Genomic DNA, 15,969 nt, shown 5'->3' with positions numbered 1-15,969 from the left:
ATTGCAACGGCGTCGATGCTGACACCATAAAGTCAAACCGGGCTGGCCAGCAAGCACAACGCCAGGGCACAGGGTCTTCTCTCGAGGACGCCCCTGTCATCAGGCGGCAGCGGCCCTTGCACGCTCAAGCCGCCCCTGCCAGCGCTCGAAGGCGCTGTCCACGGTCAGCGCCAGCAGGCCGATCATCAAGGCCCCCTGGACAACGTAGGCGGTATTGCCGTTGACGATGCCGGAAATGATCGGGTCCCCCAGGTTGCTGGCGCCCACCGTGGCCCCCAGCGCCGCGGTGGCAATATTGACGGTGACGGAGGTACGGATGCCGGCCAGGATCACCGGTGCGGCCAGCGGCATCTCCACCTGCCACAGCCGCTGCCAGCCGCTCATGCCCATGCCGCGGGCCGCCTCGCCCACCGCGGGGTCTACCCCCTGAATACCGGCCAGGGTGTTGCGCACGATCGGCAGCAGGCCGTAGAGCAGCAGGGCGACGATGATAGGCAGGGTGCCGAAGCCGAGCACCGGCACCGCCAGCGCCAGCACCGCCACCGGCGGGAACGTTTGGCCCATGGAAGCCGTTTGCGCCAGCAGCGGCAGAAAGTCGCGACCGCCCGGGCGGGTCACCGCCACCGCCGCGCTGACCCCCAGCAGTATGGCCAGGAGCGAGGCCAGGGTCACCACCAGCAGGTGGCGCCCCAGCAGGTTCAGAAAGTCCGCCCGCTGGTAGATCACCTGGCGGCTGTCCGGCTCCAGCCAGCGGAACAACGGCTCCAGGGACTCCATACCCAGGGCCAGGCCGAGCAGGAGCAGCAGCCAGATCAGCGGCCACCCGCCCCGCGCCAGCCGTTGCGCCCCCCTCACGGTGCGCGGGCGCCCAACAGCTGCGGCAGGCCGAGCTCGCCCACGACCCTTCCATCCGCATCGACCACGCTCAAGCGCGGGGCCCGGGCGCTCAGCATCAGCGCCAGGGCCTGGCGCAGGCTGGCGTTAACGGCCACCCGGGGCAACGCTTCGGCGCCCGGAGCGACCATGCGTTCGCTCACCGGTATCAGCGCCGCCGCCTTGAGCCCCCGGTCTTCGCCGCCGAGCATCGACTCCACGAAGGGGCTGGCCGGGTCGCGCAGCAGTTGCAGGGGGGTACCCTGCTGCACGATGCGCCCGCGGTCCATCACCACCAGCCGGTCAGCCAGTCGCAGCGCCTCGTCCATATCGTGAGTGACGAATACGATGGTCTTGTGCAGCCGCGACTGCAGGCCGGCCAGCTGTTCCTGCAGCTCCTCCCGGGTAATCGGGTCCAGGGCGCCGAAGGGTTCATCCATCAGCAGAATGTCTGGATCTGCCGCCAGGGCCCGCGCCACCCCCACCCGTTGGGCCTGCCCGCCCGAGAGCTGGTCGGGGTACTTGTCGCCAAAGGTATCGCGGGGCAGCCCCAGCAGCGCCATCAGCTCGCTGATCCGGGCCTCGACTCGCGCCCGGGGCCACTTGAGCAGCGTCGGCACCAGGCCGATGTTGCGGGCCACCGTCCAGTGGGGAAACAGCCCGGTGCTCTGAATGACGTAACCGATGCGGCGGCGCAGTTGCACCTCGTCGAACGCCTGCACCGGCCGGCCGTCAATCTGAATCTCACCGGCGCTGTGCTCCAGCAGGCGGTTGATCATGCGCAGGGTGGTGGATTTGCCGCACCCGGAGGTGCCCACCAGGACGCAGAGCTCCCCCTTTTCGACCCGCAGGGAGATCCCATCCACGGCGGTTTCAGCGCCAAATCGCTTGCTCACCCGGCGTAGTTCGATCATGCATCCGCTCCCTGCTGCAGCTGCCGGCTCAAAGCCCCCAACAGGCCGTCCACCAGCAGCGCCAGCCCCAGGATCGGCAGCGCCCCCAGCAGCACCAGGTCCATCGCCGCCTGCCCCAGCCCCTGGAAGATAAACCGCCCCAGCCCCCCGGCCCCGATCAATGCGGCCACGGCCGTCAAGCCGATCGCCTGCACCGTGGTGATCCGAACCCCTTCGAGTATCACCGGCAACGCCAGGGGCAGGCGCACCTGCCAAAACAGCTGCCGGCGGCTCATGCCCATCCCCCGCCCGGCCTCCAGTACCCCGGGCGCCACAGCCTCCAGGGCCACGTAGCAGTTGCGCACCAGGGGCAGCAGACTGTAGCCCACCAGCGCCAGCAAGGCCGGCGCCCAGCCAATGCCCTGCACCCCCAGCTCCGCCAGCCAGGGGTAGCGATCGGCGAGCCAGGCCAGAGGCGCCAGCAACAGGCCGAACAGGGCCAGGCTCGGGATGGTCTGGAGAAAATTGAGCACCCCGAAGCCGGTGCGGCGCAGGGTCGGATTGTGGCGCATGGCCAGCGCCAGGAGCACTGCGATCAGCAGGCTGATGCCGACCGCCGCCCCCACCAACGCCAGGTGTTGCACCAGGGCCGTGGCAAACTGCTGGCGACGGCCGGAGAACTCCTGCACCAGGGCCAGGGGCGCCAGCCAGCCGTCCAGGGCCAACCACCACACCAACACCACGGGCAGCAGCAGTCCCCAGAGTGACAGGCGGGCGATCGCCAGGCGGGTACGCAGCTCGACCAGCGCCAGCAGGAACAGGAACAGCAGCCCCCACCAGGCCGGCCCGATGCCCAGCCGGGCTCCCGGTAACTCGGGGGTAACCAGCCGCTGCGCCGCCCAGGCCAGCAGCAACGGCAATCCCGCCAGCAGGGCGATCACCAGGGCCAGGGCCCCGCGCAGGCCGCTCAGGGTAGGGAGGCGTCCGGCGCCGGCCACCAAGGCCAGCGGCAGCAGAGCGCTCAGCGCCAGGACGGTCCCCAGCAGCTCAGTGGCATAAACCCCCTCGCCCGGGACAATCCGGTTGGGGGCCACGCTGACCAGGGGCGCGCCCAACCAGAGACCCAGCGCACCCAGCATCAAGGCCGGGAGCACACGGCTGGGCTGCAGGCGGGAGGGGATCCTTTACTCCTCGATACGGCTCAGAAAGGCGGCGGCGACCTCCCGCGGATCTCTACCCAATACCGCCACCTCGCCGTTCAGGGTCTGCAGGGTTTCCCGGTCCAGCGCCTCAAAGAGGGGAGCGAGCAGGTTTTCTATTTCAGGGTGAGCGCTCAGCACCGATTTTCGCACCACGGGGGTCGGCTGGTAGACCGGCTGCACCCCCAGGGTATCTTCCAGTACTTTCAGGCCCAGCACCCCCAGCCCACCGTCGGTGCCGTAGGTCATGGCCGCGTTGACGCCATTAACGCCCTGGGCTGCAGCCCGCATGGTGGCGGCCGTGTTACCGCCGGACAACACCAGCAGATGATCATCGCCAAGCTCAAAGCCGTAAGCCTTCTGGAAGGCCGGGAGGGCCTGGGGGGACTCCACGAACTCGGCACTGGCCGCCAGCTTGAAGCGCCCGCCCCGCCCCAGGTACTCGGCCAGATCCTCCAGGGTATCCAGCGCCTCGGGCTCGGCCAGGTCCTGGCGCACGCTGATCGCCCAGGTGTTGTTGGCATCCGCGGGCGTCAGCCAGACGATGCCGTTTTCAGCATCCTTTTCCCGCACGGTCTTGAGGGCGTCGCCGGCATCGTGCCAGACGTCGCTGTCCGTCATGTCGAAAAAGAAGGCACCGTTGCCTGTGTACTCCGGGTAAATATCCACCTCCCCGGCCAGCAACGCCTGGCGCACGATACTGGTCCCCCCCAGCTGGAGCCGGTTTTCAACCTCCACGCCACCGGCTTCGAGGCGCTGCAGAATCAGCTGCCCCAGCACCGAGCCCTCGGTGTCGATCTTCGAGGTTACCACCACCGGGTTGGCGGCCTGGGCAAGCGCGAGGGGCGCCAGGCAACCGGCGACGAGAAAGAGAAGGCGTTTTAGTCCGAATTTCATGGTCAGAATCCATCTGTTGTTTGGAGGCCGAGCACTGAGTATAGGAAAAGAATAACGTTTTCCTATAGTTGGACAGCGTTTGAACGCCGTTCGAAGGCCTGGAGCGCGCACCGCGCGCGCCTCTCCGGCCCCTCCGCCCCCCCTGCTCGATGCAGCGTCTATGCTGTAGCGAGGTCCGTTTTCAGGCCTCATCGCGAGGCCCCGCCGGGAAACAGGAGTGAGCCCTGGAAACCCTCGCGTACACCACGCGCAGACGAACGATTAGAAACGCGAGCCCCTGCGCTACGAACCGGGCGCTACGAAACCTGCGCCAAGAAACCAGGGCTCGCGGAACACCGCCTTGCCCCGCAAGCCTGTTTCAGGGAGACTGCGCGCTGCTGTTTCGGGACAACGTCTAACCAGGAGAGCTTCCCATGCTACTGCCCCTACTCGCCGTCGTCGCCGGGCTCGCGCTGCTGATCTGGAGCGCCGACCGCTTCGTTGAAGGCGCCGCCGCCACGGCGACCCATGCTGGCATGCCGCCCCTGCTGATCGGCATGGTGATTATCGGCTTCGGCACCTCGGCCCCGGAAATGGTGGTCTCGGCCCTGGCCGCGCTGCAGGGCAACCCGGCCCTGGCGCTGGGCAACGCCTTCGGCTCCAACATAGCCAATATTGCCCTGGTACTCGGAACGGTGGCGGTGATCAGCCCGATCGCCGTGCAGTCAAAAATCTTGCGCAAGGAGTTGCCCCTGCTGGCCGCCCTGACGCTCTTGGTGGCCATGACCCTGCTCGACGGTGAAGTGGCCCGGGCCGAGGCCTGGGGGCTGCTGGCCGTTTTCGGCGCCTTGATGGGCTGGACCATCTACCAGGGCATTCAGGGGCGCGAAGATGTCCTCGCCGCCGACACCGCCAGCGAGCTAGAGGACCGGCCCATGGCCCTGAAGCCGGCGCTGTTCTGGCTGGTGCTGGGGCTGGTGCTGCTGATACTGAGCTCACGGCTGCTGGTCTGGGGCGCCGTGGAAGTGGCCACCGGCCTGGGAGTGAGCGACCTGATCATCGGTCTGACCATCGTCGCCATCGGCACCTCGCTGCCGGAACTTGCCTCCTCGATCGCCGCCGTGCGCAAGGGCGAGCACGACCTGGCCCTGGGCAACGTGATCGGCTCCAATATCTTCAACACCCTGGCGGTGGTGGGTATCGCCGGCACCATCCAGCCGATTGCGGTGGCGGCCGAAGTGCTCTATCGAGACTGGGCCCTGATGATGGGCCTCACCCTGGTACTCTTTATCATGGGCTACGGTTTCAGGGGGCCGGGGCGCATCAACCGCTTTGAAGGAGCGCTACTGCTGCTCACCTTTATCGCCTACACCAGCTGGCTGGCTTACGGGGTCATCGGCGCCCAGACCCTGGGCGCCTAGGCAGTGAGCAACATCCGCAATAGTCCAACCTAAGGCAGCCAAGCCACCTCCCGTCAGTGGCTTGGCTGCCCCACCCTACGTTTGGCGGGACGCTCCACCTCCTGCGCTCGAGCGCCAGCAACCACCTCCCGGAACAACGCCGTCTGCTCGAGCTGCTCCGGCAAAAGCGGTCGGGCAAACAGGTAGCCCTGCCCGCTACGGCAGCCGTGTTCGGTTAGAAAACGTCGCTGGTGCTCGGTCTCCACCCCTTCGGCCACCACGTTCAACGCCATGCTTTTGGCAAGGGCGATCACCGCCTGGACGATGGCGGCGTCGTTGCTGTCCGCATCCAGTTCGCGGACGAAACTCTGGTCGATCTTCAGCGTATCGATGGGGAAGCGCTTGAGGTACTCCAGCGACGAATAGCCGGTGCCGAAATCGTCGATGGCCAGGCGGGCGCCGAGCTTGCGCAGGGCGTGCATGGTCTCGATGGCCGTTGAGACATCCCCCATCACCATGCTTTCGGTCAGCTCCAGTTCCAGCATCCCGGGTTCCAGCGCCGACTCTTTCAGGGCGCTGCGGACCAGCTCCAGCAGCGCCTGCTGGCGGCTGAACTGGCGCGCCGAGAGGTTCACCGCCACCGGCAGCGCCCCGCCCGGGCGACTCCGCCAGCGGGCGGCCTGGCGGCAGGCGGTCAGCAGGATCCACTCGCCCAGGGGCACGATGAGGCCGGTGGCCTCGGCCAGGGGGATAAACTCGGCGGGTGAGATCACGCCCCGTTGCGGGTGGTGCCAGCGCACCAACGCCTCGACACCGATCAGGCGCCCGCTGTCCAGGTCGACCTTGGGTTGGTAATAGAGGCAGAATTCGTCGCGGCTGAGGGCGTAGCGAAGCTCGCGCTCCAGCACCAGGGGCTCGGTCTCGCTGCTGTTCAGGGCGTCGTCAAAGAAGGCGTACTGGTCCCCGCCCTCCGCCTTGGCGCGGTACATGGCGGCGTTCGCGGCCTTGATCAGCTCGCTGGCCTCAGCGCCATCGTCGGGGTACGTGGCGAGTCCCAGGCTAGCGCCCAGGAACAGCTCTTCTCCGTCAACACAGACCGGCTCTTTAATCTGGCACAGCAGCGCGTCGGCCTGTTGCGCCAGGCCCTCAAGCCCCCCGACACCGGGCATGATCAGGCTGAATTCGTCTCCCCCCATGCGCGCCACGGTATCGCTGCGACGAACCGCCCGGCCCAACCGCTCGGCCATCTCCTGCAGCACCCGGTCGCCGGCCTCCGGGCCGAGGGAGTCGTTGACAAGCTTGAACCGGTCCAGGTCCAGCCAGAACACCGCCAGTGTGCCGCCCCGGCGCCCCGCCCTGCGCAGCTCCTGGTCCAGCCGCTGGTGAAACAGGGTCCGGTTGGGCAGCCCGGTAACGGCGTCGTAAAGCGCCATCCGCTCGAGCTTGGCCTCGACGCTCTTCTGGGCAGAAAGGTCCCGGAACAGCCCCACGTAGTGCGTCACCGCCCCGGCCGGCTCCCGAATCGCGTTGATCGTCAGCCAGCTGGGATAGACCTCCCCGCTCTTGTGGCGGTTCCAGATTTCACCCTGCCACTGCCCCTGCTGCTCGATGGCCTCCCACATCCGCGCGTAAAAAGCCCGGTCGTGGTACCCCGACTTGCTTTTGGGCACCGACTTGCCCACCAACTCCTCGCGGCTGAAACCGGTCATCTTCTGATACGCGGGGTTGGCGTCCAGGATCACCTTTTCCGCATCGGCAATCAGGATGCCCTCGGCGACGTTTTCGATCACTTCGCGGGCCAGCCCCAGGCGCTCGTAGGCGGCCTGCAGCTCGGTGACATCCTGCAGCGTTCCCACCAGGCGGCTGGGCCTGCCGGCGGCATCAAGCTCGAGCTCGGCAATGGCCAGCAACGAGCGCTCTTCCCCGTCCGGCCGACGAATGCGAAACTCGGTTCGTGAGCTGCTCTGGGGCTCATGCGGGTTGCGCCAGTGGTCCCGCATCACCCGGCGGATATCCTCCGGGTGCACCAGCTCGCTCATCTTGCGCTCGTTGGGGGTGAAGGCCTGGGGGGGATAACCCAGGATGCGGAACACCTCGTCCGAAAAGCGGATCTCGTCGGTTTCCAGATCCCGCTCCCAGTCACCGATATGGGCAATGGCCTGGGCCCGTTCCAGGCGCTGCTCGCTCTCGCGCAGGGAGCGCTCGGTGCGGGCGCGCACCTCGACCTCCCGCTGCAGGCGCTGATTCCAGAGCCAGCCCAGCACCAGCATCAGCACCAACGCCAGGGTAACGGCGGCCAGCAGCCACGTCCGCTCCGACGTGCTCAACTCCAGCGCAGGGCCCGCGAAAGCCTCGGGCGCCAGCAGTCCGAACAGCAGACAGCCCACCCCCTTCAATACGTGCCCCCGTTTAACAACAGCTTTCCCCTGATCAGAATCCGGCACGAACAATCCCGTAGGGCCTGGCAAACAAAACCCGGTACAGCAAATACATCTATTTAATCCATTTTCCCAATTACTCCGTGCATGCCTGGGCTCACTGAGCCGGCAACTCGATCGCCTCCCCCTAGGGGGACAGCCGGCGCTTAACTGTCCAGCAACCGCTCGGGGGTGAAGCCCAGGATGAGTCCCCCCCAGTGCCGCCCGTTAACCATGAGCGGCAGAGAGAGGTCATTCAGCACTTCCCCGGTATCCCGCACGAAGGTCTGCAGCAGGAAGGGCTCGGTGTTTTCCGCCCGGCGCACTTCCGCCCGGCTGCCGTTATAGATGCGCTGGTGGCGACTGCGGAGGTTATCCACCTGCGGATCACCGGTGGGCGCCTGGCTGACATGGCTGTGATGCGCGGGGAGGTAGCCGGTACAGCACACCGGCACCACGTAGATAAATTCGGGCCGCTCCTGGATATAGCGATCCACCAGTGGCTGAATCACGCGCTCAAGCGCGTCTACGTAGCTGACCCGGTATTTCTGCGGATCGGTCCCGGCGACAGGCTGGTAACGCGTATCGAACAGATCGTGTCCCTCGTCGGCCAGCCCCTGCAGGGCGGCCTGCACCTCGTCGCGCCAGGCCCGTGCCGACTGGATAATGCGCTCAAAATTGCCGTAGCCGATGATGAAGCGGGACAGCAGCTCCTGGATCGCCTCGGTGGCAAGCTCCAGGCTCTCCGAATACTCCCGTGTCTGGTCTATCTCTTCCTTCAGCTCGCTGCTCAGAGCGCCGATCTGGGTGACATGCTGGTGCGACTGCCGGTTGGTTACCGAAAGCTCTTCGATGGCGGCACTGATGTCGGTCAGTTGCCCGTTCACCTGCTCAAAATCAGCAACCATGCGGGTAAAACGCTGGGCCGTCTCGCCAATCACCGCCTGGGTGCTGCCGCTGTGCTCGCGAATCTTGTCGGTTCCCGCCCGGGTGCTGGCCACCAGGTCGCTCATGACCTGCACGTTGCCCCCGATCTCGCCGGCGGCAGACTGAACTTTCTGCGCCAGGTGACGGACCTCGTCGGCCACCACGGCGAACCCCCGCCCCTGCTCGCCGGCCCGGGCCGCCTCGATGGCGGCGTTCAGGGCCAGCAGGTTGGTCTGTTCGGCGAACTCATTGACCATCTCCAATACCCGGCGAATCTGCACCGAGTTGTCCTCCAGCTGCTGCACCGTACCGGCAAACTCGTTCACCAGCGCATCCACCGCCTGCACCCGCCCCACGATCGCCTCCATCTCATCGGCGGAAGCACGGGCCACGGCCAGGTTCTCGCTGTTGCGCTCGGTGATCCCACCGGTATGGTGGGCAATGCTGTCAATGGCCTGGGTGGCCTCACTGCTGGACTGCAATACCAAAGAGGCGCTCTTTTCCTGCTCGTTCACACGGATATCAGCCTGGTGGATCACCTTGCTGAGCTGGGTCGCGCCCAGGGCCACCTTCACGCTGCGCTGGCGAATGGTGGCGATAACACCGCGCAGGTTGGTGGCGAAATCGTTGTAGGCGCCGGCCATGGTGCGGATTTCATCAAAGGTGAAGGCCGGCAGGTTGGAGGAGATGTCCCCCTCGTTCTCGCGGATGGTGCGCAGCACCCGGGTCATGGCGCGCACGGGCCGCAGGAACAGGTGGCGCATGAAAAAGATGAGAAAAATGCCCCCCGCCAGCGCCAGCCCCAGGATCACCGTGCTGGCCAGCAACTGATCGGCCACGGCGGCGACCCTCGCCGCAGCGCCCGGCTGGTCTAGCTCCAGGCCGACAAGAGCCCGGTAGGCCAGCAGGTTCAGGGACAGGACCGCCAGCATCATCACCATCAGAAAGCCGACGTTACCGACGATTTTACGGGTCAGGGAGGAAAAAAAGGTTTTCTCGATCTGGTGATAAAGGCTCATGGATGGCTCTAGTTGTTATGGAGTTGGTGTTCAGGCCCAGAGGGTGTAGGGATTTAAACCGCGGGGGCCACGCGAGGCAACCGTTTCGCGGGGTCGTATTGATCTAAGTCATTTTCTGGGCATCCCGGAAGCCCTTCGGTACGACATCCCTGGGAAGGTTGGGGAGATACAGTCAGGTCTCACAAGCGCTGCCAGGGTCGTGGTAGGGAAAGGAGAAGGAGAAGGAGAAACGGAAGGGCGAGATAAAGGCTCCCTCCAGCCCGCCTTCAGGGGTGGGAGCCCCCCTGAATCAGGTGGCCGAAAAGCGCGATACAAAAGCCGACCACCGCCCCCAGTGGCGGCGCCCAGTGCTTCTTAAGCCGGGCCTGGGGGGCGATATCCTGGAAGATGAGATAAAGAATGCCCCCCGAGGCAAACAGCATCACAAATCCCAGCAGTGCCGGCAGGGCACCGAGGAAGAGAAAGCCGCAGAGCCCGGCCACGGGCCCGATCAGGGTCAGCCTGGCCATAAACCGCAGGGTCTTGACGGGGTTCTGTCCGCTGAGCGGAATCAACTCCCGGTAGGCGTTGAAGCCCTCGGGGAGGTTCTGCAGGGCGATCAGCAAGGCCAGCAGTGGAACCGTTGGCGACTCCAGGGCCACCAGCGCCCCCAGGGCCAGTGCCTCGGGGACAAAATCGAGCAGCATGCCCATCAGCTGCGGCGCGGCGCGGCGACGCAGCCCCAGCAGCCGTTCGATGGCAAAAAACACCAGCCCGCCACTCAGCAGCGCGAGCATCACCCACAGGGAGTCATCGAGCAGGGCCTGGCCTTCCGGAACCAGCACCACGGCGACCGCTCCCAGCAGGATGCCGCCGCCGAGGGCGATGATAAAATGGCGCAGCTCACGCTCCAGCCAGCGCGGCCGGATCCGCTCGAAGCTGGCGATAAAGCCGCCCAGGGGGATCGCGGCCCCGGCGCCGAAGGTCAGCAGAAGGCTGGTCAGCAGCGGGCTCACGCGTCGCCTCCTGCACCCTTAGCCTTGTCCAGGGTCCTTTGACGGGCGACGCGCCGCCAGCCCCTACCCTCCTTGCTCACCCTGCCCGTCCCGAGTCAGGGACAGGGGTTGGGGTGATTTTCGTGAATCGCCTCGATCGCCTCCAGCACCCCATCGTCGAGTTTCACCCCCTCGCTGTCGATGTTGCTCTTGAGCTGGGCCAGGGTGGTAGCACCGATGATATTGCTGGTGACGAACGGCCGGCTGTTGACGTAGGCCAGCGCCATCTGGGCCGGGTCCAGCCCCCGCTCATGGGCCAGGGCCACGTAAGCCTCGGTGGCGGCGATGCCGGCGGGCTTGAGGTAGCGCAGGTAGTCGGGAAACAGGGTCAGACGGGCGTTGGGGGGACGCTGGTCGTGCAGGTACTTGCCGCTGAGGGTGCCGAACGCGAGCGGCGAGTAGGGCAGCAGGCCAATATCCTCGCGCAGCAGCACCTCAGCCAGCCCGGTCTCGCAGCTGCGGTTGAGGAGGCTGTAGGGGTTCTGCACCGTCGCCACCCGGGGCAGGCCCCGCGCCTCGGCCAGGCCCAAATAACGCATCACCCCCCAGGGAGTCTCGTTGGAGACGCCGATGGCCCGCACCTTTCCCTCCTGGACCAGCTCGGCGAGGGCCTCCAGCGTTTCCTCCAGGGACGCACCGTCCTCCTCTGGCCGGTGCTCGTAGCCACGCTTACCGAAAAAGGTGCTGACCCGGTCGGGCCAGTGCACCTGGTAGAGATCCACGTAATCCGTCTGCAGCCGCTTGAGGCTGCCCTCCAGGGCGGCGCGAATGTTACGCCGGTCCAGGCGCATGTCCTCGCGAATATAGGAAACGAACGCGCCGGGGCCGGTCACCTTGGTGGCGAGCACCACCCGGTCGCGGTTGCCCCGCTCCTGCATCCAGCGGCCGATGATGCGCTCCGTCTCCCCCTGGTGCTTGGGGCCGGTGGGGATGGGATACATCTCGGCGGTGTCCAGGAAGTTGATCCCCCGGGACCAGGCATAGTCGAGCTGGGCGAAGGCCTCGCGCTCACTGTTCTGCACGCCCCAGGTCATGGTCCCAAGGCAGAGCAGGCTCACCTTAAGATCGCTGTTTCCCAACTGCCGGTATTGCATCACGTCACCTCCCGCTGAAAAGCCCCGCGGGTCTTAGCCGTTGGCCAGCACCCGCATAAACATCGCTTTAAGATAGTCGGTTTCAGGAATCGCCGGGTGCACCGGGTGGTCCGGCCCCTGGTGCCCCTGCTCGAGGATCTGCCCCTGGCGGTCCAGCTGGCGGCTGCCCGCCCGCAGAATGTCCACCAGCCGGTCCCGCCCCAGATGCATCGAGCAGGAGGCCGATACCAGCAGGCCGTCGCGCGCCAGCAGACGCATGGCGAGCTGGTTGATGCGGTCGTAGGCGCGCTCGCCATTGCGGATATCCTTGCGCTTCTGGATAAAGGCCGGCGGGTCGACCACCACGATATCAAAACGCTCGTTATCGGCCTTGAGCTGGCGCAGGGCCTCGAAGGCGTCGCCGTGCAGGGTCGCCACCCGGTCGCCGGCATTGTTCAACGCAGCGTTGGCCTGCACCCGGGAAAGCGCCGTCTCGGAGCCATCGACACAGAGCACCTGTTCAGCGCCGGCGGCCGCGGCCTGCACGCCCCAGCCGCCAATATAGCTGAACACATCCAGCACCCGCTTGCCCTTGGCATAGTGCTGCAGCCGGGCCCGGTTCATCCGGTGGTCATAGAACCAGCCGGTCTTCTGGCCCTCGCGCACCGGGGCCTCAAAGCGCACACCGTTCTCCTCCAGGGGCACGGTCTCCGGCACCTCTCCCAGCGCCGCCTCGACGTAGCTTTCCAGCCCCTCGGCGGCGCGCATCCGCCCGTCATTGCGCAGCAGAATGGCCGCGGGGCGCAGGACCTGGTTCAGGGCGTCGACGATCTCCCCCTTCAACCGCTCCATGCCCGCCGTGGAAATCTGCACCACCAGCACGTCGAAGAAGCGGTCCACCACCAGCCCCGGCAGGCCGTCACTCTCGCCAAAGACCAGCCGGTAGCAGGGCTTATCGAAGCAGCGGGTGCGTAGGGAGAGGGCCAGATTCAGCCGGTGCACCAGCAGCGAGCGGTCCAGGGGCTGGCCGCTGTCGCGGCTCACCAGGCGCCCGCAGATCAGGTTGTTGGGATTGATGTAGGCAACCCCCAGGGCTTTGCCCCCGGCCTGCTCCACCACCACCTGCTCGCCGGGCGCCAGCCCTTTAAGCGGTGTGGCGGCAATATCCACCTCGTTGCTGTAAATCCACAGGTGGCCGCCGCGCAGGCGCCGGTCGGCTTTGGGCTTGAGGCGGATGGATGGAAGAGACATGGGCTACGTCCTGAGCTGAAAAAGGGGAGCGATTATAGCCCGCCGGTGAGGCCGTTGCGCCGTACCAGGCGGGGCTGAAAAGAAAAAGGCCGCCCGGGGCGGCCTTTTCGTGAGCGTTGGGGCTTACTCTTCTGCCTCGCAGAGCGCACCGTAAGCCTCGGCGTCGAGCAGGTTTTCCAGCTCCGCCGCGTCGGTGGCCTTGACCCGGAAGAACCAGCCGTCGGTATAGGGCTCGCTGTTGACGGTCTCCGGTGCGTCCTCGAGCGCCTCGTTCACCGCCACCACCTCGCAGCTGATCGGCGCGTAGATGTCCGACGCCGCCTTGACCGACTCCACCACACCCATGTCGTCACCCATGGCGTAGCTCGCGCCCACCTCGGGCAGCTCGACAAAGACCACGTCGCCCAGCAGGTCCTGGGCGTGATCGGTGATGCCCACGGTCAGGGTGCCGTCGCCTTCGTCGCGGATCCACTCGTGGCTGGATACATACTTCAGCTCGGTGGGAATGTTGCTCATGGTGCTGTCCTCATGTTCAGAATTAGGCGAGGCGCTGTGTGCTGGCCCCGGTATAGTTTCTCAAGAATAGACTTTTTCGCCGTGGCGCACGAAACAGGGTTTGACCACCTGCACCGGCAGCCGCTTGCCGCGGATCTCCACCTCGGCCTCACTGCCGGTCGCGCGGGGTACCCGGGCCAGGGCCACGGAGTGCCCCAGGGTCGGAGAGAAGGAGCCGCTGGTGATTTCACCCTCGCCGACGCCCTCAACGATGACCGGCTGCCCGCCGCGCAGCACGCCCCGTCCTTCAAGGACCAGACCCACCAGCTTGGGCTGATCGCCCGCCGCGCGCTGCGCTTCCAGGGCCTTGCGACCGATGAAGTCCCGCTCCTCGGGTTCCCAGGCGACCGTCCAGGCCATGTTGGCGGCCAAAGGAGAGACGCTCTCATCCATGTCGGAGCCGTACAAGTTCAGCCCCGCTTCCAGGCGCAGGGTGTCCCGCGCCCCTAGCCCGCAAGGAGCGACGCCGGCATCCGCCAGGGCCTGCCAGAAACCCGCCGCCTCGTCCTCGGGCAGCATGATTTCCAGACCGTCTTCACCGGTGTAACCGGTGCGGGCCAGGAACCAGCCTTCGGCAGAGGCGCCCTGGAAAGGCTTCAGATCCGCCAGGGCCCGCTGCTTGGCCTCGCTGACCACGGCGCGGACCTGCTCAATGGCCCGCGGTCCCTGCACGGCGATCATTGCCAGCTCGGGACGCTCGGTCAGGGTCACCTCGAAACGGGCGCCCTGCTCCGCCATCCAGCGCAGGTCTTTTTCGCGGGTGGCGCAGTTGACCACCAGGCGGTACCACTGCCCGGTGGAGCCGGGAGTGCCCATGGCGTAGACGATCAGGTCATCGATGACCCCGCCGTCCTCGTTCAGCATGGCGGTGTAAAGCGCGCGGCCGGGGCCTTTCAAGCGCGCCACGTCATTGGCCAGGAGCCGGCGCAGGTAATCTTCGGCGTCGCTGCCACGGACATCGACCACGGTCATGTGCGAGACATCGAACATGCCCGCTTCGTCGCGCACGGCGTGGTGTTCCGCCTTCTGTGAGCCGTAGTGAAGCGGCATTTCCCAGCCGCCGAAATCAACCATTTTACCGCCCATCTGGCAGTGGAGAGAAAAGAGTGCTGTTTTATTAGCCATGGTAGTTCTCGCTGGACGTCGACCCTTGCCGGCCGGAAATAGGGTTGTGAATGTATAGACAGCGCCGGGCTAATTCAACCGCTGGCCGCGACTTCTGCCTCAGGACGGGCCAGTGCGGGCAACTCCCGCCGCTGGCCCATGGCCTGCATCGCCAGGTAGTGCTTGAGCGGGGCGAGCCGGTTCACGGCGCCCATGCCGCGGTTGCGCAGCCACTGCAGGGGCGGCGGTACGCGCCCATACAGGTGCCGCAGGGCGGCCATCATCGCCATCATCCGCAGGTTATCCCCCTGGCGACGACGCTGGTAGCGACGCAGCCGGCTCGGATCGGCAAAATCGATCCCAAGCTCATGCGCTGCGCGGATCTCCTCGGCCAGGACCGCGGCATCCAGCAGCCCGAGGTTGACGCCCTGCCCGGCCAGGGGATGAATGCTGTGGGCGGCATCCCCGGCCAGGGCCAGGTGTTCCGCCAGATAGCTGGGGGCGTGACGCTGAGTAAGGGGAAAACAGTGCCGGGGGGAGGGCTTGGAAATACTGCCCAGGCGGTGTTCAAAAGCGTCCTGCAGCTCGGCGCAAAAGGCGGCATCGCCCAGGGCCATCAACTCCCGGGCGTGATCCGGGGAGGTGGACCAGACGATGGAGGCGTTTCGCCCTTCGCCGCCCGCCAGGGGCAGGAACGCCAGCGGACCGTCCTCGGTAAAGCGCTGCCAGGCGGTGGCGTGCAGGGGCTGTTCCGTGCGCACGGTAGCGACGATGGCATGATGCTGATAGTCCCAGGCATGCACCGGCAGTCCCGCCAGCTCCCGAGTACGAGAACGGGCGCCGTCGGCGGCCACCACCAGCCGGGCGGCCAGCTGGCTGCCGTCGTCAAAGGTCAGCACCCGCCGCCCGTTCTCGGCCACAGAGAGTGCCGCCAGCGCGGCGCCGCCCCGCCAGCTCAGGTTGTCATGGCGCTGAAACGCCCTGTGCAGGCCGGCCAGGGTGACCCGGTTTTCAACGATGTGGCCCAGCTGCGGCTGGTGCACGCTGGCGGCGCTGAAATGGAGCCGTCCGGTGCCTTCACCGTCCCAGACCTCCATCTCCCGGTAGGGGCAGACCCGCAGCGCGGCCATGGTTTCCCAGGCGCCCAGGTTGCGAAGGATCTGTTCCGAGGCGGCGGTCAGGGCGCTGACCCGGGCATCGTAGGCACTCTCTCCCAGGGGGGCTTCGGTGGCCGGCGGAGTCTGGGGGTCGGCCACCACCACCTCCAGGCCGCTGTCACCCAGGGCACAGGCCAGGGTCAGGCCCACCATGCCACCGCCGACGATCGCGATATCTGTCTGTTGCATGG

Annotated in this window: 13 protein-coding genes; 1 reads left to right on the top strand and 12 read right to left on the bottom strand. The window is 66.4% G+C overall.

The features are described 5' to 3' along the window. Positions 1–99 precede the first annotated feature (99 nt). The 4 genes from JGZ97_RS05490 to JGZ97_RS05475 are packed head-to-tail and all read right to left on the bottom strand — an operon-like array spanning position 100 to position 3,862. Positions 100–855, bottom strand: a complete 756-nt coding sequence (locus JGZ97_RS05490) for an ABC transporter permease (RefSeq protein ID WP_370584014.1) — start codon at positions 853–855, stop codon at positions 100–102. After that, complete coding sequence (locus JGZ97_RS05485; RefSeq protein ID WP_207061609.1) at positions 852–1,787, bottom strand: ABC transporter ATP-binding protein; 936 nt, start codon at positions 1,785–1,787, stop codon at positions 852–854. The genes JGZ97_RS05490 and JGZ97_RS05485 overlap by 4 nt, the downstream gene beginning before the upstream one ends. Beyond that, positions 1,784–2,920, bottom strand: coding sequence for an ABC transporter permease (locus tag JGZ97_RS05480; protein ID WP_370584013.1), 1,137 nt, complete (start codon positions 2,918–2,920; stop codon positions 1,784–1,786). Before JGZ97_RS05480 ends, JGZ97_RS05485 begins: the two co-directional genes overlap by 4 nt. A gap of 30 nt (positions 2,921–2,950) precedes the next feature. Beyond that, a complete protein-coding gene (locus tag JGZ97_RS05475) occupies positions 2,951–3,862 on the bottom strand; it encodes an ABC transporter substrate-binding protein (protein ID WP_207061608.1) in 912 nt (303 codons plus the stop codon). A gap of 413 nt (positions 3,863–4,275) precedes the next feature. Between JGZ97_RS05475 and JGZ97_RS05470 the strand changes: the two genes are divergently transcribed. Then, complete coding sequence (locus JGZ97_RS05470) at positions 4,276–5,262, top strand: calcium/sodium antiporter (RefSeq protein ID WP_207061607.1); 987 nt, start codon at positions 4,276–4,278, stop codon at positions 5,260–5,262. A 53-nt stretch (positions 5,263–5,315) separates the two neighbouring features. Here JGZ97_RS05470 and JGZ97_RS05465 read toward each other — a convergent pair whose 3' ends face one another. The 8 genes from JGZ97_RS05465 to JGZ97_RS05430 form a co-directional block, all read right to left on the bottom strand. Then, positions 5,316–7,685, bottom strand: a complete 2,370-nt coding sequence (locus tag JGZ97_RS05465; protein WP_207061606.1) for an EAL domain-containing protein — start codon at positions 7,683–7,685, stop codon at positions 5,316–5,318. A 140-nt stretch (positions 7,686–7,825) separates the two neighbouring features. Further along, a complete protein-coding gene (locus JGZ97_RS05460; protein WP_207061605.1) occupies positions 7,826–9,604 on the bottom strand; it encodes a methyl-accepting chemotaxis protein in 1,779 nt (592 codons plus the stop codon). Between the two features lie 266 nt (positions 9,605–9,870). Beyond that, complete coding sequence (locus JGZ97_RS05455) at positions 9,871–10,599, bottom strand: divalent cation transporter (RefSeq protein ID WP_207061604.1); 729 nt, start codon at positions 10,597–10,599, stop codon at positions 9,871–9,873. A gap of 95 nt (positions 10,600–10,694) precedes the next feature. Further along, complete coding sequence (locus JGZ97_RS05450; RefSeq protein WP_207061603.1) at positions 10,695–11,732, bottom strand: NADP(H)-dependent aldo-keto reductase; 1,038 nt, start codon at positions 11,730–11,732, stop codon at positions 10,695–10,697. A gap of 33 nt (positions 11,733–11,765) precedes the next feature. Beyond that, positions 11,766–12,962, bottom strand: a complete 1,197-nt coding sequence (locus JGZ97_RS05445) for a class I SAM-dependent rRNA methyltransferase (protein ID WP_207061602.1) — start codon at positions 12,960–12,962, stop codon at positions 11,766–11,768. Positions 12,963–13,085: 123 nt separating this feature from the next. Beyond that, the gene (gene gcvH / locus JGZ97_RS05440) at positions 13,086–13,478 is read right to left on the bottom strand and encodes a glycine cleavage system protein GcvH (protein ID WP_207061601.1); all 393 of its coding nucleotides are present in this window, start codon (positions 13,476–13,478) and stop codon (positions 13,086–13,088) included. A 60-nt stretch (positions 13,479–13,538) separates the two neighbouring features. Continuing rightward, positions 13,539–14,642, bottom strand: a complete 1,104-nt coding sequence (gene gcvT / locus JGZ97_RS05435) for a glycine cleavage system aminomethyltransferase GcvT (RefSeq protein ID WP_207061600.1) — start codon at positions 14,640–14,642, stop codon at positions 13,539–13,541. Between the two features lie 74 nt (positions 14,643–14,716). Continuing rightward, positions 14,717–15,967, bottom strand: a complete 1,251-nt coding sequence (locus JGZ97_RS05430) for a UbiH/UbiF/VisC/COQ6 family ubiquinone biosynthesis hydroxylase (RefSeq protein ID WP_207061599.1) — start codon at positions 15,965–15,967, stop codon at positions 14,717–14,719. Between the last annotated feature and the right edge of the window lie 2 nt (positions 15,968–15,969).

The organism is Motiliproteus sp. SC1-56, assembly GCF_017309075.1.
In the GTDB taxonomy this organism is placed as follows: domain Bacteria; phylum Pseudomonadota; class Gammaproteobacteria; order Pseudomonadales; family Balneatricaceae; genus Motiliproteus.
This window is presented reverse-complemented; position numbering and strand designations above follow the sequence as displayed.